This window comes from Bradyrhizobium agreste, assembly GCF_016031625.1.
Taxonomy (GTDB): Bacteria; Pseudomonadota; Alphaproteobacteria; order Rhizobiales; family Xanthobacteraceae; genus Bradyrhizobium; species Bradyrhizobium agreste.
The window spans coordinates 218,248-243,320 of sequence record NZ_JACCHP010000006.1 but is presented as its reverse complement, the minus strand read 5'-3'; the positions used below and the strand labels follow the sequence as shown (position 1 = coordinate 243,320).

23 protein-coding genes are annotated in these 25,073 nt (G+C 63.9%); 13 read left to right on the top strand and 10 right to left on the bottom strand.

Features of this window, described 5'->3' with window-relative positions:
• The first annotated feature begins 29 nt into the window (after window positions 1-29).
• On the top strand, window positions 30-1,172 hold the full coding sequence (gene dprA, locus HZZ13_RS11410) for a DNA-processing protein DprA (protein ID WP_197959697.1): 1,143 nt from the start codon (window positions 30-32) through the stop codon (window positions 1,170-1,172).
• Window positions 1,173-1,380: 208 nt separating this feature from the next.
• Here dprA and HZZ13_RS11405 read toward each other — a convergent pair whose 3' ends face one another.
• Window positions 1,381-1,821 (bottom strand): winged helix-turn-helix transcriptional regulator, encoded by a 441-nt coding sequence (locus tag HZZ13_RS11405; RefSeq protein ID WP_197959696.1) that lies wholly within the window; start codon window positions 1,819-1,821, stop codon window positions 1,381-1,383.
• Between the two features lie 83 nt (window positions 1,822-1,904).
• On the opposite strand from HZZ13_RS11405, the gene HZZ13_RS11400 reads away from it, so the two are divergent.
• Window positions 1,905-2,513: an FMN-dependent NADH-azoreductase gene (locus HZZ13_RS11400; RefSeq protein WP_197959695.1), complete on the top strand. Its 609-nt coding sequence runs from the start codon at window positions 1,905-1,907 to the stop codon at window positions 2,511-2,513.
• A gap of 71 nt (window positions 2,514-2,584) precedes the next feature.
• On the opposite strand, the gene HZZ13_RS11395 is transcribed toward HZZ13_RS11400, so the two are convergent.
• A complete protein-coding gene (locus HZZ13_RS11395) occupies window positions 2,585-2,767 on the bottom strand; it encodes a hypothetical protein (protein WP_197959694.1) in 183 nt (60 codons plus the stop codon).
• 167 nt (window positions 2,768-2,934) lie between these two features.
• On the bottom strand, window positions 2,935-3,714 hold the full coding sequence (locus HZZ13_RS11390) for an SDR family NAD(P)-dependent oxidoreductase (RefSeq protein WP_197959693.1): 780 nt from the start codon (window positions 3,712-3,714) through the stop codon (window positions 2,935-2,937).
• 123 nt (window positions 3,715-3,837) lie between these two features.
• Here HZZ13_RS11390 and HZZ13_RS11385 point away from each other — a divergent pair, with 123 nt between their 5' ends.
• Window positions 3,838-4,308 carry a winged helix-turn-helix transcriptional regulator gene (locus HZZ13_RS11385; protein WP_197959692.1) on the top strand — a complete coding sequence of 157 codons (471 nt, stop codon included), beginning with the start codon at window positions 3,838-3,840 and terminating at the stop codon, window positions 4,306-4,308.
• Between the two features lie 24 nt (window positions 4,309-4,332).
• On the opposite strand, the gene HZZ13_RS11380 is transcribed toward HZZ13_RS11385, so the two are convergent.
• Entirely contained in the window at window positions 4,333-4,572 is a 240-nt protein-coding gene (locus HZZ13_RS11380) for a hypothetical protein (RefSeq protein WP_197959691.1), read from the bottom strand.
• Window positions 4,573-4,799: 227 nt separating this feature from the next.
• Here HZZ13_RS11380 and topA point away from each other — a divergent pair, with 227 nt between their 5' ends.
• The 4 genes from topA to HZZ13_RS11360 are packed head-to-tail and all read left to right on the top strand — an operon-like array spanning window position 4,800 to window position 11,116.
• A complete protein-coding gene (topA, locus tag HZZ13_RS11375) occupies window positions 4,800-7,544 on the top strand; it encodes a type I DNA topoisomerase (RefSeq protein ID WP_197959690.1) in 2,745 nt (914 codons plus the stop codon).
• A gap of 7 nt (window positions 7,545-7,551) precedes the next feature.
• Window positions 7,552-9,900 carry a ribonuclease R gene (rnr, locus tag HZZ13_RS11370; protein WP_197959689.1) on the top strand — a complete coding sequence of 783 codons (2,349 nt, stop codon included), beginning with the start codon at window positions 7,552-7,554 and terminating at the stop codon, window positions 9,898-9,900.
• A 2-nt stretch (window positions 9,901-9,902) separates the two neighbouring features.
• Window positions 9,903-10,334, top strand: a complete 432-nt coding sequence (locus tag HZZ13_RS11365) for a DUF983 domain-containing protein (protein ID WP_210349291.1) — start codon at window positions 9,903-9,905, stop codon at window positions 10,332-10,334.
• Window positions 10,335-10,363: 29 nt separating this feature from the next.
• Entirely contained in the window at window positions 10,364-11,116 is a 753-nt protein-coding gene (locus HZZ13_RS11360) for an NUDIX hydrolase (protein ID WP_197959687.1), read from the top strand.
• 182 nt (window positions 11,117-11,298) lie between these two features.
• On the opposite strand, the gene HZZ13_RS11355 is transcribed toward HZZ13_RS11360, so the two are convergent.
• Together HZZ13_RS11355 and HZZ13_RS11350 are read right to left on the bottom strand one after the other, a co-directional pair.
• The gene (locus HZZ13_RS11355; RefSeq protein WP_197959686.1) at window positions 11,299-12,195 is read right to left on the bottom strand and encodes an ABC transporter substrate-binding protein; all 897 of its coding nucleotides are present in this window, start codon (window positions 12,193-12,195) and stop codon (window positions 11,299-11,301) included.
• Between the two features lie 157 nt (window positions 12,196-12,352).
• Window positions 12,353-12,913 (bottom strand): hypothetical protein, encoded by a 561-nt coding sequence (locus tag HZZ13_RS11350; RefSeq protein WP_197959685.1) that lies wholly within the window; start codon window positions 12,911-12,913, stop codon window positions 12,353-12,355.
• Window positions 12,914-13,088: 175 nt separating this feature from the next.
• On the opposite strand from HZZ13_RS11350, the gene HZZ13_RS11345 reads away from it, so the two are divergent.
• From HZZ13_RS11345 to HZZ13_RS11330, 4 genes are all read left to right on the top strand, one after another.
• Window positions 13,089-14,414 (top strand): LLM class flavin-dependent oxidoreductase, encoded by a 1,326-nt coding sequence (locus HZZ13_RS11345; RefSeq protein WP_197959684.1) that lies wholly within the window; start codon window positions 13,089-13,091, stop codon window positions 14,412-14,414.
• Between the two features lie 126 nt (window positions 14,415-14,540).
• Window positions 14,541-14,708 (top strand): 50S ribosomal protein L33, encoded by a 168-nt coding sequence (gene rpmG, locus HZZ13_RS11340; RefSeq protein ID WP_007603295.1) that lies wholly within the window; start codon window positions 14,541-14,543, stop codon window positions 14,706-14,708.
• A 262-nt stretch (window positions 14,709-14,970) separates the two neighbouring features.
• Complete coding sequence (locus HZZ13_RS11335; RefSeq protein WP_376707031.1) at window positions 14,971-15,219, top strand: DUF3551 domain-containing protein; 249 nt, start codon at window positions 14,971-14,973, stop codon at window positions 15,217-15,219.
• Window positions 15,120-15,479 carry a DUF3551 domain-containing protein gene (locus HZZ13_RS11330; protein ID WP_246504381.1) on the top strand — a complete coding sequence of 120 codons (360 nt, stop codon included), beginning with the start codon at window positions 15,120-15,122 and terminating at the stop codon, window positions 15,477-15,479. Before HZZ13_RS11335 ends, HZZ13_RS11330 begins: the two co-directional genes overlap by 100 nt.
• 105 nt (window positions 15,480-15,584) lie before the next feature.
• Here HZZ13_RS11330 and HZZ13_RS11325 read toward each other — a convergent pair whose 3' ends face one another.
• Together HZZ13_RS11325 and HZZ13_RS11320 are read right to left on the bottom strand one after the other, a co-directional pair.
• Complete coding sequence (locus HZZ13_RS11325) at window positions 15,585-16,484, bottom strand: GNAT family N-acetyltransferase (protein ID WP_197959681.1); 900 nt, start codon at window positions 16,482-16,484, stop codon at window positions 15,585-15,587.
• Between the two features lie 105 nt (window positions 16,485-16,589).
• Window positions 16,590-17,963: an FAD-binding oxidoreductase gene (locus HZZ13_RS11320; protein WP_197959680.1), complete on the bottom strand. Its 1,374-nt coding sequence runs from the start codon at window positions 17,961-17,963 to the stop codon at window positions 16,590-16,592.
• Window positions 17,964-18,070: 107 nt separating this feature from the next.
• Between HZZ13_RS11320 and HZZ13_RS11315 the strand changes: the two genes are divergently transcribed.
• A complete protein-coding gene (locus HZZ13_RS11315) occupies window positions 18,071-18,979 on the top strand; it encodes a LysR substrate-binding domain-containing protein (protein ID WP_197959679.1) in 909 nt (302 codons plus the stop codon).
• Window positions 18,980-19,178: 199 nt separating this feature from the next.
• Here HZZ13_RS11315 and HZZ13_RS11310 read toward each other — a convergent pair whose 3' ends face one another.
• Complete coding sequence (locus HZZ13_RS11310) at window positions 19,179-22,577, bottom strand: adenylate/guanylate cyclase domain-containing protein (protein WP_197959678.1); 3,399 nt, start codon at window positions 22,575-22,577, stop codon at window positions 19,179-19,181.
• Window positions 22,578-23,010: 433 nt separating this feature from the next.
• Window positions 23,011-24,249: an MFS transporter gene (locus tag HZZ13_RS11305; RefSeq protein WP_197959677.1), complete on the bottom strand. Its 1,239-nt coding sequence runs from the start codon at window positions 24,247-24,249 to the stop codon at window positions 23,011-23,013.
• A gap of 130 nt (window positions 24,250-24,379) precedes the next feature.
• Between HZZ13_RS11305 and HZZ13_RS11300 the strand changes: the two genes are divergently transcribed.
• On the top strand, window positions 24,380-24,988 hold the full coding sequence (locus HZZ13_RS11300) for a TetR/AcrR family transcriptional regulator (RefSeq protein WP_197959676.1): 609 nt from the start codon (window positions 24,380-24,382) through the stop codon (window positions 24,986-24,988).
• The last annotated feature ends 85 nt before the right edge of the window (window positions 24,989-25,073 follow it).

Genomic DNA, 25,073 nt, shown 5'->3' with positions numbered 1-25,073 from the left:
GGTGTTGCGCAACGCCCTCTGGTTGTTCCATGCTGTCCCTGCAAGGAGACGCCGTGGACGCCATCAACAGAAGCGTGGAGCTGACCGAGGCCGAGCGGATCGACCGCCTGCGGCTGATCCGTTCCGACAATGTCGGGCCGCGAACCTTCCGCTCGCTGGTCGATCATTTCGGCAGCCCGCGCGCCGCGCTGGAGCGGCTGCCTGATCTCGCCCGGCGCGGCGGCGCGGCGCGATCAGGGCGCATTTGCAGCGCGGATGAGGCGAAAGCCGAGCTCGCCGCGAGCCGCAAGTTCGGCATCGCCTGGCGCGCGCCCGGCGAAGACGGCTATCCGCCACGGCTGGCGATGATCGACGATGCGCCGCCGCTGCTCGCGGTGCGCGGCGACACCAAAACCCTGATGCGGCCGATGATCGCGATCGTCGGCTCGCGCAACGCCTCCGGCGCCGGCTTGAAGTTCGCCGGCCAGCTTGCGCGCGAGCTCGGCGAAGCCGGCTTCGTCGTCATCTCCGGGCTCGCCCGCGGCGTCGACCAGGCCGCGCATCGCACCAGCGTCGAGAGCGGCACGATCGCGGTGCTCGCCGGCGGCCATGACTGCATCTATCCGCCCGAGCATGGCGACCTGCTCGCCGCGATCCTCGACCACGCGGGCGCTGCGATCTCCGAGATGCCGCTCGGCCACGAGCCGCGCGCCCGCGACTTTCCCCGTCGCAACCGCCTGATCTCGGGCGCTTCGCTCGGCGTCGTCGTGGTCGAGGCGGCGCACCGCTCGGGCTCGCTGATCACAGCACGCATGGCGGCCGAACAAGGCCGCGAGGTGTTCGCCGTCCCGGGCTCGCCGCTCGATCCGCGCGCCGCCGGCACCAACGACCTGATCAAGCAGGGCGCAACGCTCGTCACCGAAGCGGCCGACATCATCAACGCAGTTCAGCCAATCATGGAGCGGCCGCTGATTCATCCCGCAGGCGAGCCCGACAGCGAGCCGTTCGAAAGCGATCCGCAAAGCAATGATCGCGACCAGATCACCGGCCTGCTCGGCCCGGCCCCAATCTCGATCGACGACCTCGTCCGGATGTCCGGCGCCTCGCCTGCGATCGTGCGCACCGTGCTGCTGGAGCTCGAGCTCGCCGGAAAGCTGGAACGTCACGGCGGCGGCTTGGTGTCGCTGCTGTAGAGCGAAAATGAGCTCGAACTCTTACCCTCCCCTGGAGGGGGAGGGTCGGCTCACGTGGAGCGCAGCGCAATGTGAGACGGGGTGGGGTGACGGTCTCTCCACATCCAACAGTGCCCGAGTGGAGAGATCACCCCACCCGCTCGCGCTTCGCGCGATCGACCCTCCCCCTCCAGGGGAGGGTAAAATCGACCTCGCAACATGCTCCGCTTCAGCCGTCGTTGCGCTGGTCGAACTGGGTGCGTGCGGCCTCGATCTGATCGAGATGGTCCTTCGCCCATTTGCCGAGCGCCTCGACGGGCCGCGACAGCCCGTGGCCGAGATCGGTCAGCTCATAGTCCACCCGCGGCGGGATGGTCGGAAAGATCGTGCGCGTAACGAGGCCGTCGCGCTCGAGGCCACGCAGCGTCAGGGTCAACATCCGCTGCGAGATGCCGTTGATCATGCGCTTGAGCTCGTTGAAGCGCTTCGGCCCATCGCTCAGCATCATGATGACGAACACGCTCCATTTATCGCCAACGCGGGACAGCACGGAGGCGACCCCACGGCAGTCCGCATGGTTGGGATCCGGCATGGGCCTTGGATCCGGCCTCGGACTTGGCCGCGGCGGAGCAGGCATTTCGATGTTCGCAGGTTTCAATGATGTGCCCATGGCTCAAAAAAGTGCGTTCTTGCGGGGGTTTCGATAGTCACTCATGTAGCGCTGGTTACAAACTTATACCAGGGTGACCCTACATGAAACTCCTCCACATCGATTCCAGCGTGCTCGGCCCCCACTCCGTCAGCCGGCAGGTTTCCGCCGCCATCGTCGATCGGCTCGGGCAGGCGACGCCCTCGCTTGAGGTCGTCTACCGCGACCTGACCGAGGCGCCGCTCGCCCACCTCTCCGGCTCGCACCTTGCCGCCGCGCAAGGCGCCCCCGCGCCGGCGGAACTCGGACCAGACCTTGCCGCAAGCGCCGCGGCACTGGAGGAGTTCCTGGCCGCCGAAATCGTCGTCATTGGTGCACCCATGTACAATTTCACCATTCCGAGCCAGCTCAAGGCCTGGATCGACCGCATCCTGGTGGCGGGGAAGACTTTCAGGTATGGCGCGGCTGGTCCGGAGGGGCTCGCCGGCGGCAAGCGCGTGATCGTGGCGATCTCGCGCGGCGGCTATTATGGCGCCGAGACGCCCTACGCAGCCGGCGAGCATCTCGAAACCTATCTGCGCTGGGTGTTCGGCTTTATGGGCATCACCAACCTCGAATTCATCCCCGCCGACGGCGTCCAGATCGGACCTGATCACCGCGAGAAGGCGCTCACCGGCGCGCTCGAAGCCGCAACCAGCCTGCGCGCGGCCTAAAAGCATGCCGGCGTCATCGGTCGCCGCAGGATCGTCTGCGGCGGCTGATCGACGGGCTCGTGCGCTCTGACCTAGAACCACACGCCCTGCATGCCCAGGATCACGGCGACGAGCGAGACGAACAGGCCGATCCCCGAGAACAATGCGATGGCGACGAACTGGGAGGCGTCTGAACGCCGGTCCGGTATGGCGGATTTTTCCGTGAAAACGCGCGGTGATGAAATCGAGGAAAAAATACGGGCTGCTTTCAGCATGACGGACCCCATAAAAAATGAGTCTGACCCCTGCCCGTAAAAGGGTCTTTGCAGCTTGCGCGAAGGTTCAACGTCCAAAGCAGGTATTTGCGAATGCATCCCAGGATAACTGGGAACCGACCGGCACAACCGCATTGCCCGGCCGATCCAATTTGCGCTTGATTTGATCAGCCGCGATAGATCGGCGCGCCGCTCGGGGAGGCCACCGCGCCGCCGTCGACGAAGATCTCCTGCCCCTGCACATGCGCGGAATCATCGGAGGCGAGGAACAGCACCGTCTTCGCAACGTGATCTGGTTCACCAAGGCGGCCGAGCGGCGTCATCAGCCCGATGCGTTTCTCGAACGCTTTCTCCGCTTCCGGCGTTGCGATCGCCGCGCCCCAGATCGGCGTGCGGATCGCGCCGGGCGCGACCACGTTGACGCGGATTCCGCGCGGCGACAGCTCCGAGGCCATGATCCGCGCCATCGCGCGCACGCCGGCCTTCGCCGCACCGTAAGCAGAGTAGCCGGGAATGCCGAGCACCGAAATCACCGAGCCGTTGAGGATGATCGAGGAATTGTCATTGAGATAAGGCAGCGCCGACTGCACGGTGAAGAACACGCCGGTGAGGTTGGTCCTGATGACCTTCTCGAACACCTCCAGCTTCGCAGATCCCAGCGGCGTGCCGCCGGCGCCGGGAATGCCGGCATTGGCGAACACGATATCGAACTTGCCGAATTTTTCGGCGCCCTGCCTGATCGCGGCTTCCGTCGCTGCGATGTCGGTAACATCGGCGACGAGCGCGAGCGCGTTCGGCCCGAGCTCCTTCGCGGCCGCCGCCAGCGTCTCCTTGTTGCGCCCGGTGATCACCACCTTGGCGCCCTCGGCCACGAACAGTTTTGCCGTTGCAAGGCCAATGCCGCTATTGCCGCCGGTGATCAGGGCCGTCTTGTCCTTCAGTCTCACGCTCGCCTCCGGTAGTTGCATGATGAAACTACGTTGCCATCTAGGCCATTTGGTTTTATGATGCAACCACACAAGCGCGTGATCGGCTCTGGCGCCGTGCCAACGCGACAGGACGGAACGAGGATGGTGAAACGGACGAGCTTTGCCGGCGATGCCTGCCCGATCGCGCGGTCGCTGGATGCGCTCGGCGACTGGTGGTCGCTCTTGATCATCCGCGAGGCGCTGTTCGGCGTCCGCCGCTTCGGCGAGTTTCAGAACAAGCTCGGCATGGCCAAGAACATCCTGGCGGCGCGGCTGCGATCGCTGGTCGACCACGGCATTCTGGAAACCGCTCCCGCCTCCGACGGCAGCGCCTATCAGGAATATGTGCTGACGCCGAAGGGCCGCGGCACTTTCCCGATCCTGGTCGCGCTGCGGCAATGGAGCGAGGAATTCGACGACCGCCCCGAAGAGATCGCGACCATCCTGGTCGATCGCGAGAAAGGCCGCCCGGTGAAGAAGCTCGAAATGCGCGCCGCGGATGGCCGGCTGCTCAGCCCTGCCGATACCACGCTAAAGCCGCGGCCCACGCCGCGACGAAGGTCGGCGAGATAGGCCCAGGCGGTACCACACCCATCCTCACGACAGCTTGCGCTTGGTCCGCAGCCGCAGATGCTCGTCGGCCTCGAGCTGAGTCATCCCGAGGAGATAATGCAGCACGTCGAGCTTGTGGCGCTCGGCCAGCTTGCGTAAGGCCTCGGTCTGCTCGGCGATGAAGGCCACGGCTTCGTCCGCGCCGCCATCTCCCGGTTCCTCCTGACGCGAGCCCACCCGCACGCCGGATCCGGCGCGCGCCCGTTTCTTTCCTGGCCTGGTCACCAGAACCCCACCGAATCCATGCCCCGACAGGACATTACGCCGACATCAACCACAACTCCAAGGTGGTATTTTGCAACTTTTCCGATATGAAACTTTTCCCATTGCGGCGGCTTTCAACACCCCACGATTTGACAGGGGCCGCCTCACCACCCATGTTCGGGTCGAAACGGCCGACCCGAATCCTTTCGTTTTCGGCCCAAGATTTTCCCGTAAGTTACTGGAACTACATGAATATCGTCATCGTGGAGTCGCCGGCGAAAGCCAAGACGATCAACAAGTATTTGGGCTCGTCCTATGAGGTTCTGGCCTCGTTCGGCCATGTCCGGGATCTTCCGGCGAAGAACGGTTCCGTCGATCCCGACGCCAATTTCAAGATGATCTGGGAGGTCGATCCCAAGGCGGCCGGCCGGCTCAACGATATCGCCAAATCCCTGAAGGGCGCCGAGCGCCTGATTCTGGCGACCGACCCTGATCGCGAGGGCGAGGCCATCTCCTGGCACGTGCTGGAGGTGATGAAGGAGAAGCGCGCGCTGAAGGATCAAAAGATCGAGCGCGTGGTGTTCAACGCCATCACCAAGCAGGCCGTCTCGGAGGCAATGAAGCATCCGCGCGAGATCGACGGCGCGCTGGTCGACGCCTATATGGCGCGCCGCGCCCTCGACTACCTCGTCGGCTTCACCCTCTCCCCCGTGCTGTGGCGCAAGCTGCCGGGCGCCCGCTCGGCCGGCCGCGTGCAGTCGGTGGCGCTGCGCCTCGTCTGCGACCGCGAGCTCGAGATCGAGAAGTTCGTGCCGCGCGAATATTGGTCGCTGATCGCGACCCTGCTGACCCCGCGCGGGGAAGCGTTCGAGGCCCGCCTCGTCGGCGCCGACGGCAAGAAGATCCAGCGCCTCGATATCGGCACCGGCGCGGAAGCCGAAGACTTCAAGAAGGCGCTGGAAGCGGCGACTTACGCCGTCACCGCGGTCGACGCCAAGCCGGCCCGGCGCAATCCGCAGGCGCCCTTCACCACCTCGACGCTGCAGCAGGAAGCCAGCCGCAAATACGGCTTTGCGCCGGCGCACACGATGCGCATCGCCCAGCGTCTTTATGAGGGCATCGACATCGGCGGCGAGACCACCGGACTCATTACTTATATGCGTACCGACGGCGTGCAGATCGCCCCTGAAGCGATCACCCAGGCGCGCAAGGTGATCGGCGAGGATTACGGCAACGCCTACGTGCCGGATACCCCGCGCCAGTACCAGGCCAAGGCCAAGAACGCCCAGGAAGCGCACGAAGCGATCCGCCCGACCGATCTCTCCCGCCGCCCCGACAGCATGAGCCGCAAGCTCGATGCCGATCAGGCGAAGCTTTATGAGCTGATCTGGAAGCGCACCATCGCGAGCCAGATGGAATCCGCCGAGCTCGAGCGCACCACCGTCGACATCACGGCGAAGGCCGGCTCCCGCACGCTGGAGCTGCGCGCCACCGGCCAGGTCGTCAAGTTCGACGGCTTCCTCGCGCTCTACCAGGAAGGCCGCGACGACGAGGAGGACGAGGATTCCCGCCGCCTGCCCGCGATGAGCCAGGGCGAGGCCGTGAAGCGGCAGAGCCTGTCCGTCATCCAGCACTTCACCGAGCCGCCGCCGCGCTTCTCCGAGGCTTCGCTGGTCAAGCGCATGGAAGAGCTCGGCATCGGCCGCCCCTCGACCTATGCCTCGATCCTGCAGGTGCTGAAGGACCGCGGCTACGTCAAGCTGGAGAAGAAGCGCCTGCACGGCGAGGACAAGGGCCGCGTCGTGATCGCGTTCCTGGAAAGCTTCTTCAGCCGCTACGTCGAATACGATTTCACCGCCGCGCTGGAGGAGCAGCTCGACCGCATCTCCAACAACGAGATCTCCTGGCAGCAGGTGCTGAAGGATTTCTGGCGCGACTTCATCGGCGCCGTCGACGACATCAAGGATCTGCGCGTCGCCCAGGTGCTCGACGTGCTCGACGAGATGCTGGGACCGCACATCTATCCGCCCCGCGCCGACGGCGGCGACGTCCGCCAGTGCCCGAACTGCGGCACCGGGCGCCTCAATCTCAAGGCGGGCAAGTTCGGCGCCTTCGTCGGTTGCTCGAACTATCCGGAATGCCGCTACACCCGTCAGCTCGCCGCCGACGGCGAGACGACCGCCGACCGTTCGCTCGGACAGGATCCCGACACCGGCTTCGACGTCTGGGTCAAGGCCGGCCGCTTCGGGCCCTATATCCAGCTCGGCGAGCAGAAGGATTACGAGGAAGGCGAGAGGCCGAAGCGCGCGGGCATCCCGAAGGGCACCTCGCCCAGCGACGTCGATCTCGAGCTGGCGCTGAAGCTGCTGTCGCTGCCACGTGAGATCGGCAAGCATCCGGAAACCGGCCAGCCGATCATCGCCGGCCTCGGCCGCTTCGGGCCGTTCGTCAAGCACGAGAAGACCTATGCGAGCTTAGAGGCCGGCGACGAGGTGTTCGACATCGGCCTCAACCGCGCGGTGACGCTGATCGCCGAGAAGGTCGCCAAGGGCCCGAGCCGCCGCTTCGGCGCCGATCCCGGCAAGGCGCTCGGCGATCATCCGACGCTCGGCACCGTCACCGTGAAGAGCGGCCGTTACGGCGCCTATGTCACGGCCGGCGGCGTCAACGCGACGATTCCGGCCGAGTTCGAGAAGGACACGATCACGCTGCCGCAGGCGATCGCGCTGATCGATGAGCGCGCGGCCAAAGGCGGCGCAAAGGGCGGCGGCAAGGCCAAGAAGGCGGCAAAGCCGGCCAAGACCAAGAAGGCTGCGGACGGCGAGGACGCCGCACCGAAGCCGAAGAAGCCGGCTGCGAAGAAAGCCGCGGCCAAATCCAAATCCGAATCCACCAGCAAGGCGCGCGCCGCTGTGCCGTCGACCGCAAAGACGTCGCCGACCAAGGCAGCCGCCCCCAAGGCTCCGGCCAAGAAGAGTGCCGGCAAGAATTAGAGGCTAAGTGAAACCAAAGAAAGACCGTGGTTTTCCCGACAGGCAAGCCATCGTCGCCTTCATCAAGGCAAATCCGGGAAAGGTCGGGACTCGCGACATTGCGCGCGAGTTCGGCCTGAAGAACGCCGATCGCGCCGAGCTCAGGCGCATGCTGCGCGAGCTCGCCGACGACGGCATCATCAAGAAGAAGCGCCACAAGGTCTCCGAGCCGGACGCGCTGCCGCCGACGCTGCTGGCCGACATCACCGGCCGCGACGCCGATGGCGAGCTGATCGCCTCTCCCGCCGAATGGGACGAGGTCGAGAACGGCGAGCCGCCAAAGATCCTCATCGAGATGCCGCGCCGGCTCAAGCCCGGCACCGCCGCCGGTGTCGGCGACCGTGCGCTGCTGCGCGTCGAGCGCAGCGATGACGACGAAGGTCCCGCCTATCGCGGCCGCATCATCAAGGTCATCGACAAGGCCAAGAGCCGCATCCTCGGCGTGTTCCGCAGCCTACCCGAGGGCGGCGGGCGGCTCGTCCCCGTCGACAAGAAGTTCGCCGACCGCGAGCTCAACATCGCGAAGACCGACACGCAGGGCGCACAGGACGGCGATCTCGTCAGTGTCGACATCGTCCGCACCCGTGGCTTTGGCCTCGCCTCCGGACGCGTCAAGGAGAAGCTCGGCTCGGTCAAGTCCGAGAAGGCGATCAGCCTGATCGCGATCTACGCCCACGACATTCCCTTGCAGTTCTCCTCCGCCGCCGAGCGCGAGGCGGAAGCTGCGGAGCCGGCCAACCTAAAGGGGCGCGAGGACTGGCGCGACGTCCCGCTCGTCACCATCGATCCGCCCGACGCCAAGGATCACGACGATGCCGTGCACGCCGGGCCCGATCCGGATCCCAACAACAAGGGCGGCTTCATCGTCAACGTCGCCATCGCCGATGTCAGTTTCTACGTCCGCCCGGGCTCCGCGCTCGACCGCGACGCGCTCGACCGCGGCAACTCGGTCTATTTCCCCGACCGTGTCGTGCCCATGCTGCCCGAGCGCATCTCCAACAATCTCTGCTCGCTGGTGCCGGGCGAAGCGCGCGGCGCGCTGGCGGTGCGCATGGTGCTCGGCCCCGACGGCCGCAAGCGCTCGCACAGTTTTCATCGCATCCTGATGCGTTCGGCCGCCAAGCTCGCTTACGCGCAGGCGCAGGCCGCGATCGATGGACGCCCCGACGATACCACCGGCTCCCTGCTCGATCCGATCCTGAGGCCGCTCTATGCCGCCTATGCCTGCGCCAAGCGCGCACGCGACGAGCGCGATCCGCTCAATCTCGACCTGCCGGAGCGCAAGATCCTGCTGAAGAGCGACGGCACGGTCGACCGCGTCATGGTGCCGGAGCGGCTCGATGCGCACAAGCTGATCGAGGAGTTCATGATCCTCGCCAATGTCGCCGCGGCGGAGACATTGGAGAAGAAATCGCTCCCGCTGATCTACCGCGTGCATGACGAGCCGACCTTGGAGAAGGTTCACGCGCTCGCGGAATTCCTGGAGACGCTGGACGTCCCCTTCGCCAAAGCCGGCGCGCTGCGCCCCACCACGTTCAACCGCGTGCTGGCTCAGCTCGAAGGCCACGACTATTACCCGCTGGTCAGCGAGGTGGTGCTGCGCGCGCAGGCGCAGGCGGAATATTCCTCGGAGAATTACGGTCATTTCGGCCTGAACCTGCGCCGCTATGCGCATTTCACCTCGCCGATCCGCCGCTATGCCGACCTCGTCGTGCACCGCGCGCTGGTGCGTGCGCTCGGCCTCGGCGAAGGCGCCCTGCCCGACAGCGAGACGCCGGAGACCTTGAGCGAAGTGGCCGCGCATATCTCGCTGACCGAGCGGCGCGCGATGAAGGCGGAGCGCGAGACCGTCGATCGCCTGATCGCGCACCATCTCGCCGATCGCATCGGCGCCAGCTTCCAGGGCCGCGTCTCCGGCGTCACCCGCGCCGGCCTGTTCGTCAAGCTGAACGAGACCGGCGCCGACGGCTTGATTCCGATCCGATCCCTCGGCACGGAATATTTCAACTATGACGAGGGCCGCCATGCCCTCGTCGGCACGCGCAGCGGCACCATGTACCAGCTCGGCGATGTCGTCGACGTCCGCCTGATCGAAGCCGCTCCGATCGCGGGCGCGCTGCGCTTCGAGCTGCTGTCGTCGGAGAGCGACAGCGGCCCGCGCGAGCGCAGGCCGCTCCGTCCCCAGCGCAAATTGTCCAAGGCCCATCCCGGACGCAGCCCGGAGCGAAAACGCAAGCCGGAGAAGCAAAAGTCCGGCAAGGGAAAGAAGGCCAAGGGAAAGAACAAGGGTAAGGGCAAGAAGGGCAAGGCGTGGTGACGATGCGGATGGCCCCGAATATCTGGACGCGCGAGAGCGGCCTCGTCGAGAAGCGCGATGTCGTGACGGCAATGAAGCGTGGCTTCCGCGGTCGCTGCCCGCGCTGCGGCGAAGGCAAGCTGTTCCGCGCTTTCCTGAAAACAGCCGATCATTGTGCCAAATGCGGCCTCGACTTCACCCCGCACCGCGCCGACGATCTGCCCGCCTATCTCGTCATCGTCATCGTCGGTCACATCGTGGTGCCGGCCGTTTTGTGGATCGAGACCAATTACACCACGCCGGTCTGGATCAGCTTCGCGGCCTATCTGCCCTTCACCTTCGTCGCCTCGCTCGCGCTGTTGCAGCCCGTGAAGGGAGCTGTGGTCGGCTTGCAATGGGCTCTGCGCATGCACGGGTTTGACGACAACCCGCCCGATGGTATTCCGCCTGTGTAAGCAAATAAAAGAACAGTTCGGGTGAGGACATGACGGATATTTCGCAGGCCGAGGAAAAGACCAGGGTTCACGAGGAGAAGGAAGCCGACCATCATCCTTACTTCCGCCCGAAGGATGCGGCGACGCTGATCCTGGTCGATCGCAGCGGGCCCATTCCGAAAGTGCTGGTCGGCAAGCGCCACGACAAGGTGGTGTTCATGCCGGGAAAGTTCGTCTTTCCCGGCGGCCGCGTCGACAAGGCCGACCATCGCGTGCCCTGCGCCGCCCCCATCACCCCGGAGTTAGAGGCCAATCTCGCCAAGGGCAGCCCGAAGACGCCACCCTCACGCGCCAAATCGCTCGCCATTGCCGCGATCCGCGAGGCCTGCGAGGAGACCGGTCTCTGCCTCGGCCGCAGGGCAGAGGGCAAGACACCGAAGCTCGACGGTCCCTGGAAGCCGTTTGCGGATGCCGGCCTGCTGCCCGACCCCTCCGGCCTGTTCCTGATCGCCCGCGCCATCACCCCGCCCGGCCGCGTCAAGCGCTTCGACACCCGCTTCTTCACCGCGGACGCCTCCGCGATCACCCACCGCGTCGATGGCGTGATCCATGCCGATGCCGAGCTGGTCGAGCTGGTCTGGGTCGAGCTCGGCTCAAAACCGCTCGCCGATCTGCATCCGATGACGCGTAACGTGCTCAACGAGCTCGACACCCGCCTGGCCACCGGTCCGCTCCGCCACGATGCGCCGGTGCCGTTCTTCCATTTCTATGGCGGCAAGATGCAGAAGGATATTTTGAGCTGATCCTTTCCGTCATTCCGGGGCGTGCCCCTCGGCGCGAGCCCGGAATCCATGTTTCCGCAATCGCCCTGGCCCGATCGATTCCGGCCTCGCCGCTGCTTGACGAAAAGTCAGGTTCTGAATGTCAACCGGACTTGGGGCAGTCAGATCGCCGCTTCCGTTGTTGACCTAACCGGACTCCGGATTCATTGAATTACTTCGACGGCTCTGTCGAGCAAGTCCGCTGGCACCGTCAGCCCAAGCCGTGCAGCGGTCTGCAAGTTCACCACCAACTCGTGTGCGGACAATGTGCGGATTGGCATCTCGCCCGGTTTCGCGCCATCGAGAACGTTCTTCACGTACTGCGCCATATGCCGGGTAGCCGTACGCAGGCTCGTGCCGTAGCTGAAGAGGCCGCCCGCATCAGCCATCTCCCTCGGGAAAATTGTAGGAAGCTGCAGGGCCACGGCAGTTTGCGCAATCCGCATGCGGTTCGGACCAATGATCGGCTCTTCGACTGCAATCAACGCATCTGCTTGCTCTCGTTTCATCGCAGCAAACGCTCCATCCAGATCGGGGTCGGGTCCGAGAACGCGCAAAATCTGTGAGGAGAGCCCGCGGTCTCGAATGGCATGCTCATTGCTGTTGGACATGCACTCTGATACGCCCTTGTCGCTAAGCACCGCCACGCGCGAGAGCTTCGGACAAACCGACCGCAGTAAATCGACGTGCGTCCTCGCTTGGTTCGGGTCGAAACTCGTCACCCCGGTCATGTTGCCGCCGGGTCTTTCCAGGCTTGTGGTGAGCCCGTCGCCAATCGGGTCGACCACAACTGAGTAAATAATCGGAATAGTCGTCGTCACCTTTTGCGCAGCGCGGGCGGTGACCGCTCCAATGAGCGCTATGACGTCGACATTAAGGTGAGCCAGCTCCGCCGCGAAGGCGGGGAGCTTCCCAAGCTCGCCATTGGCTACACGCTGCTCGAATTTGACGGTCTGTCCTTCAACAAGCCCGAATTCCTTGAGACCCGTCTTGAATCCCTCAATGGGACGCTCAGTCCCCGCAATCATGATGCCGATCGTCGGAAGGTCCTTGCTAGCCATTAGATTCCCTCACAGCGGAATTGCCAAAAATCGCAAGGTACCCGTGTCTTGAAGCGGAGGCGAGGTCTGGAGGTGGCCCGACTCGAACCTCGCGCAATGTCCGCTACTGAGCCGCTATCGGAGGACCAGCCAGACATCCCAATTTTCGGATACACGCCTAGCGTGCGGCGTCCATTTCATCCGCATCCGGCTCGGTGCCGACATAGTCGCGCGTCGGCAGCTTGAGGACGCGGCCGATCTCGTTTGCGAGCTGGTCCGCCTCCTCGCGCCTGATGAAGCTCTGAAGCGTGATCGGCTCGGTACCCTTGTTGCCGCAGAGATTGACGTCGTACGTCGTCAGATCCGTATCATAATCATCGGTGATGCTGATGAAATGATAGTCGGCGAGGTTGCGCTGCCTGCGGATGTTCAGCGGGCCGAACTGCCTGGTGATGACGATCTGGCGCAGCGTCTCGTTGAGCACGACGAAATAGCGGAACGTGAGCAGGATCAGGCCGGGAATGCCGACGAGCAGTCCGAGCCCGGTGAACACCAGCACCGGCACGAGGTCGTCGGCAAGCCGGCCAAACCCGGAAAAATCCTGGCGCAGGCCGAGCGCGACATTCCAGAGGAGATAACCGCTCGCGGCCAGCAGCGGCACCGACAACAGCCGGCCAACCCAGGGCATGGGGCGGTCGATGCGAACCATGCCGCGATCCACAGTCATTGCGCCGGCCATGTCGGGTCTCCTCACGATGTCAAGGCTTGGTCGAAGCAAGAGGCGGATTGGTTCGAGAGGCAACGTACTGAGAGTCGATCGAAAAACAAAAAATTCTTCCCGCCTCCCCCAATGGCAGAGTTCCTCAGCGTCCCTATGTCTTTGCGAACGTCACCCAGAACGGACTTAGGGCGCGATGGCACAACGGCAACTCAAGCTTGGCGCGTTCATGCGCCCGATCAGCATCCACACCGGCGCCTGGCGCTATCCCGGGGCCTGGCCTGACGCGAATTTCAATTTCGGCCATATCAAGACGCTGATCCGCAAGCTCGAGGCCGGCAAGTTCGACGCCTTCTTCATGGCCGACCACCTCGCGGTGCTGAACATGCCGATCAACGCGCTCAAGCGCAGTCACACCGTGACCTCGTTCGAGCCGTTCACGCTGCTGTCGGCGCTCGCGGCGGTGACCGAGCGCATCGGCCTGATCGCGACGGGCTCGACCACGTTCGACGAGCCCTATCACGTTGCGCGCCGCTTCGCCTCGCTCGACCATCTCAGCGGCGGCCGCGCCGGCTGGAACATCGTCACCACCTCCAACCCGGACGCGGCGCTGAATTTCGGCCTCGACGATCACATGGAGCACGCCGAGCGCTACAAGCGCGCCCGCGAGTTCTACGACGTCGTCACCGGCCTGTGGGACTCCTTCGCCGACGATGCCTTTGTGCGCGACGTCGAGAGCGGGCTGTTCTTCGATCCCGCCAAAATGCATGTGCTCGACCACAAGGGCCAATATCTGAAGGTGCGCGGCCCCCTCAACATCGCCCGCCCTGTGCAGGGCTGGCCGGTGATCGTGCAGGCTGGCGCCTCCGAAGACGGCAAGCAGCTCGCCGCCGAAACCGCGGAAGCGGTGTTCACCGGCGGCGGCAGCCTCGCCGACGGGCAGAAACTCTATGCCGACATCAAGGGCCGCATGGAGAAGATCGGCCGCGACCCCGAACACCTGAAGATCCTCCCCGGCGCCTTCGTCGTGGTCGGCGACAGCGTCGAGGAGGCCAAGGAGAAGCGCGCTTTGCTCGACAGCCGTGTACACTACGACAGCGCCATCGCCTCGTTGTCCGTGATCCTCGGCACCGATGCCTCCGGCTTCGATCCCGATGGTCCGCTGCCCGAGATCCCCGAGTCGAACGCCAGCAAGAGCGGCCGCCAGCGCCTGGTCGATCTCGCTGCCCGCGACAAGCTGACCGTGCGCCAGCTCGCCCAGCGCGTCGGCGGCTATGGCGGCCTGTCCTTCGTCGGCACAGCAAAAACCATCGCCGACCAGATGGAGGAATGGCTGGTCGGGCGCGGCTCCGACGGCTTCAACATCATGTTCCCGTTCCTGCCCGCCGGCCTCGACGATTTCGTCGACAAGGTCGTCCCGGAGCTGCAGAAGCGCGGGATCTTCCGCAAAGACTATGAAGGGCCCACCTTGAGGGAGAATCTGGGCCTGCCGCGGCCGAAAAACCGGTTCTTCGAGGCCTAATGGGCCCGATTTGAGTGGTTTTTCGGGTGTAAAACCTTGACATCAGGCGGTTTCTGGCTAGGTTGCCGGCCAACGCGGGCCGTTTGGCCGGCTCCAGATTCCCCCTGATATTCTGAGGTTCAGAACATGGCCAAAGCGGTCACCATCAAGGTCAAGCTCGTGTCCTCGGCCGACACCGGCTTCTACTACGTCGCCAAGAAGAATTCGCGCACCATGACCGACAAGCTGGTCAAGAAGAAGTACGATCCCGTCGCGCGCAAGCACGTCGAATTCCGCGAAGCCAAGATCAAGTAAGATCGGCGTAGCGCCAAGGATTTTTGCGGGGCCCTTGCGGGCCCCGCTGTCGTTTGGGCTCGCGTGTCCCTGCTCGCGTGCCTTGGGCAAGCTACCAGACGCTGCGCTGTTCAGCGCGCCAAGCAAATCCGGACCGTCTCTGCGAGCTCACACGTGCGTCACACGAGCGCGAGCGAGGAACTTGCTTGAGTCATGGTTGTTGAGCCACGATCATCACGCGGCTATCTTTCGAGAGCGAACCTTTTGCGTTGCCGCTCAGCTGATGGAGATCCGCATGCGCATCGCCCTGCTCATTGTCGTCATGGTCATCGGATTTTCTTCCGCAGCAAAGGCCGAGCGCGACTATCCCTGGTGCGTCTTTGGCGGAGGGCTCGGGGCTTCCGGAGACTGCATGTATTCCACGCGAGACCAATGCCTGGCCTCGTCATCCGGGCGATGGAACACCTATTGCGATCTGAACCCGCGTGTGAGGTTCAGGCAGCCGGCTCCGTACCCGCCCCGGCCGCGCTGATCATGGTGCGCGCGCTTGCCTATCTCCTCTTCGTCCTGATCACCATGTCCGCGCCCGGTCCGGCCGCAGCGCAGCGGTTCGGCGGCAACGCTCCGGTATGTCTGCAGGAGTGGCAATGGGGCGGCGGCACCTACAATTCGTGCCAGTATCGTTCATTGGAAGAATGCAGAGCAAGCGCTGCGGGCCGTTCGGCGATGTGCCTGGAAAACCCCTATGCGCCACGGCCGCCCCAACAAGGCCGCAGCGCACGTCCGCGATAGGGCGTCCGAACCAGAGCATGACGCGCCCCCGGAACGGCGCCGATCCGACCATTGGTCCGTGCTTTCCGGACTGCCCCTAAACGCCGACCTTCTCGGTTGAATCCCCTACATGAAACCTGGATTGCGCGGGAGATAGCTGCTCCAATCTCCGAACGGTCGATTCGACATCAGCAGCATCGGGAACGTCAGACGCATCCCGTGATCGGTCGCCGCCTTGAGCGCTGGCTCGCTCGCGCCCGGCACAAAGGCCGAAATGGTCGGACAATCGCTCTGTGCCGCGAACGACAACGCAGCGGCAAAAGCCGAGTCAACGAAATCTGGCCTGCGGACTGCAAGCGGACCAATGTGTCCATCCGAAATATAGACATACCCGACGCACTCATTGCCGGCGTGAATGGTGAATCCGCGCGTCGTGCTGTCGCCCAGGAGAAATCGATGATGCTTCTCCCTAGAAACGCCGAGAGCACTGACATCAATCGGCGCCAGCTCGTCGTATGCGATTGCGTCGGCCGTGAGAGATTCAAGACGAAGCCGCGGCGCAGCCAACCGTGGCGCCAGGCGGTCACGAGGGACGCTGACCATGTAGATCGGAAAGCGCGGGAACAGTCCGCGACGGATGTAGAGGCCTTGAGATACGTTGTTGAACGTGAAGGTGATCAGCGCCTTGATCGGTGCTCCGCGCATTTCTGCATGTGCGAACGCATTATTGATGAGTTGGTTGCCAATACCGTCGCTCTGACGATCAGGCGCGACGAACAATTGCGCCAAGAACCAAAGCTCGCCACAGACCCAACTCCAGGCGAAGCCGACAATTTCTCCGTCGTCATCGGCCACCCATAAGCCTTCGGGATCATCGGCGAGCGAGAAGGCCTGAAAATTCTGCGGGCGAGAGGATGCCATCTTCCCGAACCCCCGCCGTTCGGTGAGCTCATTGATGCTGGCGACCACGATGTCATCGGCCTGCTTCAAGTCGTCGATGCGAGCGGGCCTGCACACGACCGCCATTCTCAAGTCCCTCCTGGGGATCAGCCCCGCCCGTCCGCGGTGGACCGGGTCGCGGCTTGGTTTCTACTTACATCCAGATGAGAGCCAGAAATCGGCAGCCGGCAATCAGGCGAGCGGCCGGATGTTCTGGTTCATCCGGAAGAAATTCGTGGGGTCGTATTTCGCCTTGATCTGCTGCAGGCGCCGGTAGTTCCGCCCATAGGCAGCGGCAACGGGATCGCCTGTCTCGTCATCATCGAGATAATTGACATAGCGTCCGGAAGCAAAGAAGGGCCGCATCCTTTCATAGGTTGCGCGGGCCCACGAGATGCTGCGGCCGGTATCGCTGGCCTGCGTCCATTGCGCGAGGATCAGGAAATTGTAGCCCTCGTGCCGATGCACAAATGCCGTATCCCCGGCACCCACGCGGGCCGCGGCACCGTGGATGTGCTCGAGCAGCAGCTGCCCCATCGGAGTCGGGCAGCGGGCGAAACATTCGATCATCGTCGCAATCGCACCATCGCTCAGCTCCATGAGGAAGTTCGACTTCCAATAGTTGAAGGCGCCTTTCGGATAGTTGGCGTCGAGCATGCGGTTGAGCTCGCAATAGGTCATCGGTCCGACTGCATCCATAATTGGAGTGCCGAACTGCTTCAGCGGCTGCATCGCTCGTTCGGCCTCGGTGACTTCACCGCAGTGGCTGGTGACCAGGGCCGCGACCTCCCTGCCGGACCCGTCGGGCGCATGGGTCAGGGAAGCGAACAGCATGTGCTCGTCCGTGAGCGACCGCGTGCTGGTCCGGAAAAATTCCAGCACGTCGCGGGAACACTCGATAGGGTGAACGATCGGGCCGCCGGTGATGATTGGTCCTACCTTATGCAGGTCGTATTCGAGGCTGATGGCAATCCCGAAGTTTCCGCCGCCGCCGCGCACGGCCCAAAACAGATCAGGCTGCTCTTGCTTGCTGGCCCGCACAATCTTGCCGTCGGCCGTGACGAGTTCGACAGCCCGCAAATTATCCAGTGCGAGGCCGTACTTGCCCATCAGCCAGCCGAGTCCTCCGCCGAGCGTCAGGCCCGCGATGCCGGTGGTCGAGACCACGCCGCCGGTCACCGCAAGTCCGTGAAGCTGCGTTGCTCGATTGAGCTCGCCCCAGGTGACGCCGCCCTGCGCCCATACGGTCTTGCCGATAGCGTCGACCCGGATCCCCTTCATGGGTGAGAGGTCGATCATGATCCCGCCGTCGATGGTTGCGCGCCCGGCCACATTGTGGCCGCCGCCGCGAACCGCAACCTCGAGGCCGAGCTTGATCGCAAGTCTCACGGCGTCCACGACATCGGCCGCACTGCAGCACTTGGCAATCAATGCTGGCCGTTTGTCGACCAGCCCGTTGTGAACCTTGCGCGCCTCGTCGTAGCCCTCGTCCGCTGGCTTGAGCAGTTCTCCTCCGAAGGAGGCACTAAGTTCGGCGGCAGCGCTGGCAACAGATGCGATGGACATGACACGAGCTCCCTAGCTTGGCCCGCCACATCCTCGATCGCGGGCTGTCGCAGAGCAAATCCGAAGAATTCAGGTGACGATGAACTGATTTCACCTAGACTGGCCGCATGCACAAGCTGCCGCCCCTGATCGAGCTCCGCGCTTTTGAGGCTGCCGCGCGTCATCTGAGCTTCAAGAAAGCCGCGGCAGAACTCGGCGTCACGCCGACCGCGATCAGCCACCAGATCGGATTGCTCGAGCAGTATTGCGGCCGCGCCCTGTTCCGGCGCAGACCACGCCCTCTTTCCTTGACCGATGCCGGCGCGCAGCTGTTTCCTGCCATTCGCGGCGGGCTCGAGGCGTTTGCCGCTGCCATTGCGTCCCTCAAGCAGGAAGGTGACGAGCAGCCGCTCCGGGTTACGACGACCAACGCCTTCGCCAGCCGCTGGCTCGTGCCCCGCCTGCCCCTGTGGCGGAAGTTGCATCCTGACGTGCCATTGGAAGTGATTGGCACTGACACGGTGCTCGATCTGCAGGCCGGAGACAGTGACGTTGCCATCCGTTATGCGACCAGCCGCGTACCGCCGACAGACGGGATCGTCGATGAACTCTTCAGCGATACGTTCTGGCCGGTCTGCAGTCCAGATTTGCTTTTAACGGGATGCCTGAAGAGACCAGTCGACCTCGCAAAGCATGTTCTGATCCACTCCTATTGGTCGCCGGCCGATCGTGAGCCACCGACCTGGCAGAGATGGCTCGGTGCGGCCCAGCGCAGGTGGCGCGAGGTGCCCCAATACAAGGACCTGCAGCACTTGAGTTTCCGGGAAGAACTGCACGCCATCGAGGCGGTGATCAGTGGGCAGGGCCTCGGGATTTTCAGTGATGTGCTCGTGGCACACGACCTCGCCGCCGGCACGCTCGTCAAGGCATTCTCGCTGCCCCTACCCGGCTATAGCTTCTATGTGGTCAGCAGGCCAAGCCATCCGCGCGCACGGACCATTCGAGTCTTTTCGCAGTGGTTGCGGTCGAGTACCTGATCCGGCCAGGAAAGGTACAGCACAAAGTGCGAAGCCGTGCCGGGAGAGGTCATGCGAAGATAACAACCCGAAGCGCGACCAGCAGCGCGGACATGCGTCCTCCGCCCACAGAGAAGGCGCTACGGCGGCACAGCGGAGTCGCCAAACCCGAGAACGCTATGGCGCTTCAATGGAGCGCGCTTACGATAAGTTCCACGTGTTACACTCGGAGTTCTTCCAGCAGCGCCTTGCTCTCCTTCAAGTCGCGAAGGTCGAAGCCCTCGTTGAACCAACCGTAGACCGGCGCGAGAAGACCGCGTGCTTCATCACCCCTGTCCTGATCACGCCAGAGCCGGGCGAGACTGACGGCGGAGCGAAGTTCCCAGAGTTTCGCCTCCTGCTGGTGAGCAATCGCAATGGCGTGGCGAAACTCGGTCTCCGCTTCGGCCTCGGCGCCTGGCCGAGCCCTTAGCATCAACTCTCCTCGTCGCCGATGCAGTTCGGCCTGGAACCATCGCACCCCCAATTTATGGGTCAGTGCCAAGGCATCGGATAGTTGGCCAAGCCCGGTTTCGAATCGTGCCGCCTTTACCTCGGCTGCCGCGAGCTGCGCGAGGTAGAACGGAAGAGTCCATGCTGCGCCGGACGCCTGGAATCCCTCGATACCGCGCCGCAGCAAGTCCACCCCGGATTCGACGTCGCCGGCTTCTGCCAGCGTCCAGCCGCGATATGCCGTCCCCATCGCGAGAAAGAAAGCAAAGCGCTGCTCGGTGGTAAGCGCAACGAGCTCCTCCGCCCTTCGCCCAACCATACCCGCATCATCGAGCACGAAATGCAACCGGCAGGCAACGCTCAGCGCGAATGCGAGACTGATCGGGTGGGACGCATCGCGCGCCTCTGCCAGGGCGTCACTGCTCTGCACGCGCGCTTGATCGGCGAACCCAAGCAGGCCACATGTCAGCGACAGGAACGAAAGCATCGCTACGCGGGCGTTTTCTGCGAACAGAGCCGTCAGAGAGCGCTGCTGCGCCGGATCGTAGAGGGCAAGGCCCCGCTCAAGATGGGCGCGCGCCAAAGCCAATTGTCCGCGATGAAGCCAGCTATCGCCGACAGCCCGATGCCCGGCGACAAGAATGGCCGGGTCGTTTTGTCGTCCAGCCAAATCGAGCAGGTCCTCGGCGATGCGATGCGATCGTTCCGTTTCACCACGCACGTGATAATGCACGAACTCGCCCCAGAGCGCCTTGAGCAGGTTCGGCGTATCGTTCAATGCCTCGCAGAGGCAACGCGCCCGGGCGTAGGCCCTGCCCGTCTCTTCGGCCGCATGGCCCTTTGCGGCGATCAGTGCTCCGCCGAGCGCGAGTTGAAGGTCAGTTTCCGTGCGCTGGCGCCCGGGAGTATCCGCCAGATGGGATAGCAGATCGAGTGCCTTTCGCATCTGCGCGATTGCTTCTGTCATCGCCGATCGAGCCTTCGAACGCTCACCAGCCTCCTGCCAATAGGAAACTGCCTTTTCGATCAGACCCGCATGCCCGCAATGGTGGGCGAGGATCTCCGGTTGCTCTTGGATGCCCTTAGCGAGCCTCTCCTCGAGCGCGCCGGCGATCCGCGCGTGCAGCTCGCGGCGTTGGCTGCGCAACATTGTGCCGTATGCCGCATCCTGGACCAGTGCGTGTTTGAACAAAAAATTGGCATCGGGCGGTTCGCCATGTCCAAACAAGAGCTCGGCCTTGATCAGCCGATCGAGCGCCGCCTGCAGCTCGTTGTCGCACCGCTGTACGATCGCGGCGAGCAGATCGTAGGAGAACTCGCGGCCAATGGCCGCGCCGACTTGCGCCACTTCCTTAGCTATCGGGCCGATTCGGTCGAGCCGAGCCATCAACGAAGCATGCAGCGTGGCCGGCACAGCAAGTCCGGGCAGCGGCGCGAAGGAGATGGCTCGCGCGATACCCTCTGGGCTCGTTTCGAGCACCGCTTTGGTCAACTCCTCAACGAACAGCGGCACGCCATCCGTTCGTTCAGCAATTTCATTGACGATTTCGGTCGGCAGCGCCCGGCCGCCTGCCACGCTCCGGATCAGCGCAGCGCCCGCTTTCTGGTCAAGCCGGTTCAGCACGAGCAAGCTGACGTGCGGCCTTCCGGTCCATACCAACTGGAATTCGGGACGGTAGGTGATCAGGACCAAAACCGGTAGGCTTGCTACGCGATCCACGGTCCGGTCCAGCAGCTCGCGCGAGCTTGGATCGATCCATTGCATGTCCTCGAACACGACCATGATTGGACGTCTTTGCGCGAGAGCTTCAAGCTGGCGAACGAGAGCCGTGAAGCTTCTCTCCTTCTTTTGTTGCGGCGTACTCGTAACCGGCAAGCACAGATCATCGTTCGGGATCGACAGCAACTCGGCCAGGATCGCCACGTCTTCGTCGGACGGCAATGCAGGGGATAGGAGCGCTCGAAGTTTGTCGAGCTTCGCCCTCGGTGTGTCCTCACGATCGAAGCCAGCCGCTCGCTGGAGTTGTGCGGTAAAAGGGTAAAGCGCGCTTTCCTGATGATGAGGCGAACAGAAGTAGCGCAAGCAGGTGTGCGGCTCCCGCTCGATACGCTCCTGAAGAGCTGCAACGAGGCGTGACTTGCCGATGCCCGCCTCGCCGACGAGCAGCATGACTTGACCGGTACCCGCCCGCGCATGGCCCCAGCTCCGCTCCAACCGCGCGAGTTCTTCCTCACGCCCAACCAGCGGGGCGAGGACCGAAGGGTGCAACGCCTCGAAGCGGCTTTCCGCTGTTCCCTCATGAAGCACCCGCCAGGCTTGCACCGGTGCGGCGAAGCCCTTCAGCGTCACCGCGCCGAGATTTTCGTAGTCAAAGAGCCCGCCGATGAGCCGCCGCGTGTCCTCGGCAATGACTACCCCATCCGGTTCGGCGAGCGCTTGGAGTCGAGCGGCAAGGTTCGGGGTCTCGCCAAGGACTGCCTGCGCCTCCGCAGCTTCGCTGCCGATAAGATCACCTACGACGACGAGGCCAGTCGCGAGCCCAAGACGAACCCGCAGCTCGAACTCGGGTGGGGCTCCCGGCGCGTGCCTGGTCGCGGCGATCTCAAGCGCAGCGCGCACTGCGCGTTCGGCATCGTCCTCATGCGCTGAAGGATGGCCGAATAGGATGAGCATGCCATCGCCGATGTAACGGCTGACGGTGCCACCGTACTTGCGGACGACCGCCGCTACGCTGTCGCGGTACTCAGCAATTATGTCCCGTAGATCTTCCGGATCGAGCTTTGTCGCAAGTGCTGTCGAGCCGACGAGGTCGCAGAACATCACTGTGAGCTGACGACGCTCGGCGGAAGAGCTTGGTGCGGCTAACAAGCCAGCGCGTTTCGTGACCGGTGCTACGATGGACGTCGATGCGCCGGCCTCAGCTTTCACCTGCGGCGGCACTGTCGGCGTGAGCGCGGCACCGCAGTCGCCACAGAAGTTCTTGCCTGTGGGATTGTCGCCCCCGCATGCAGCGCAGCGAAAGAACAGCGGCGCGCCGCAATCGCCGCAGACCTTCGTTCCCTCTGGGTTGACTCTGCCGCAATTCGCGCAATCCATGGCCGCACCCGATCGAATTCCGACCGACATGAGTTCGCGTCGGTCTATGGGCGAATCTTCAGAGCGCGCTCTTATTCTCTTCGTCAGCCGCCTACCAAGCGCCAAGCATGATCAAACTCACAATGGCCAGGAAGTAGACACAGGCGATAGTCGCAGGGAAATGAGCCAGCCGGGTGTCATCGTTGCCTCCCGAGCGGTTGTCTCGAAAAGCTTAACCTGGCCGGCGCAATTAGGATTATGAACTGGCTAACACTCTGCAACTCAAGCCCATTTTCAATCTGAGAAAGCTGACCACAGCCTGACACGACCCAAACGCGAAATTGGAAGGCCACCAACTACCGCCTGCCGAGTCGACGAAAGGTTCTCTCGCACGTCAGCAATCGAGCGCTTTGGGGCAAATGCGAATTTGTGAGAGCGGCAGCTCTTGGGTGCAAAGCCAAAGAAAGCGACCGCACGCCCCGCCCTACGCTGTCCGCAACACCGGCGCCGGCGGCTGCGATGGCCTGACGAGCGCGAACGCGACCTGCACGATGCCGCCGGCGAGGCCGAGCGCGACGCCGATGCGCCAGGCCATGGTGTAGGAGCCGAGCGCGTCGTAGAGCAGCCCGCCTCCATAGGCGCCGAGGAAGCTGCCGACCTGGTGGCTCATGAAAGCGAGGCCCTGGATCATCGCCTGCCAGCGCAGGCCGAACATCTCGGCGACCGCGCCCGCGACCAGCGGGCCGACGCCCATCCACAAAAACCCCATGATCGCGCCGAACAGCAGCGTCGAGAACGGGCTTGCCGGCAGCATGAAGTACCAGGCGAGCGCGAGCGAGCGCAGGATGTAGATTGCGCCGAGCAGCGCCAGCTTGTTCCAGCGCTGGCCGGCCCAGCCGAAGAACAGCGAGCCCAGCACGTTGAAGCCGCCGATCATGCCGAGCGTCTGTGCGCTCAGCATCGGATCGAGGCCGCAGATCGCGAGGTACGACGGCAGATGCGTGGTGAGGAACACGAGCTGCATGCCGCAGACGAGATAGGCGCAGGTCATCACCACGAAGGAGGCATTGCCGAACGCGGTTCTCGCCGCAATTGCCGCCGAGGCGTCACCGATGTCATCGGCGGCCGGCTTCGGCAGCGGAATCTTGTCGACGCGGCCGGCATACCACGCTGCGGGAATCATCAGCGCCGACATGATGACGAAGCCGGCGAGCCCGATGCGCCAGCCAAAACCCTCGTTGAGCATCTGCCCGATCGGCGCCGACAGCAGCGCGCCGAGCGAGCCCGCGCCGGAGACGATGCCGAGCACGGTCGAGCGCACCGTCTCCGGCACCGCACGCGCCGCCACCGACATCGCGATCGCCGCCGCGGTGCAGGCGAGCGAGGTCCCGATCAGCACGCCGGCGCCGATCATGATGCTGAGAAGCCCATTCGCCGTTGCCATCAGCGCGAGGCCCGCAATGTACATCAGCGCGCCGGCGATCATGATCGGGCGAAAGCCGTAGCGCACGGTGAGCGCGCCGGCGGGCGGCTGCAGGAAGCCCCAGGCGAGGTTCTGCACCGCCAGCGCCAGCGTGAAATCCGAGATCGAAATGTGGATGTCGTGCGTCAGCGGCTGCATGAAGATGCCGAGCGACTGCCGCAGTCCCATGCTCAACGTCAACATGATCGAGGCGCCGATCAGGATCGGCAAGGTCGGGCGCAGGACCTGCAGCAGGGGCATTTTTCTTCTCCCTTTTGGGCGCGGCACGCGTGCCGTCGTCTGCTTTTGCCGATGTTTTTGGGTACACAGACCTGTTTACTTAGGCTATAGATGGAAGCGGCTGTCAAGCGAACAGGACGCATTCCGCTGCATGGCTCCCCCGCCTGCCCCACAGACGATGAAAGAGCGGATCCTTCAGACCGCCGACAAGCTGTTCTACCTGCAAGGTATTCGCGCCATTGGCGTCGACACCATCGCGGCCGAAATCGGCATCTCTAAGCGCACGCTGTACAATCACTTCCCGTCCAAGGACGCGCTGATCGCGGCCTATCTCGAGCGCCGCTTCGTCAGCGCACGCCCGTCCGACAAGCCGCCCGCCGAGCAGATCCTCGCCACCTTCGATTCGTTGGAGCGGCGCTTTGCGGCGAAGGACTTTCGCGGCTGCCCGTTCGTCAACGCGGTCGCCGAGCTCGGCCCCGCCGACCGCACCGTGAAGAAGATCGCCATCGCCTTCAAGGAAAGCCGCCGCCTCTGGTTTCGCGACCGCCTGACCGAGCTCGGCGTTGCCGATGCCGATGCGCTGGCGACGCAGCTCGTGCTGCTGGTCGACGGCTCCATCGCGCAGGACCTCGTGCGCGATGATCCGGCGATGGCACGGGCGGCCAAGGAAGCGGCGAAGGTGTTGCTGCGGAATGCGGGGGTGGATGTGGGCGAGGATGCGGAGAAGCCGGTGAAGGGACGCAAGCGCGCGCCACAATAGACGTCGCCGCACCCAACGGTGTCATCACCCGCGAAAGCGGGTGATCCAGTATTCCAGAGGCAGTGAGGCTAGACCCGGGAAGCTG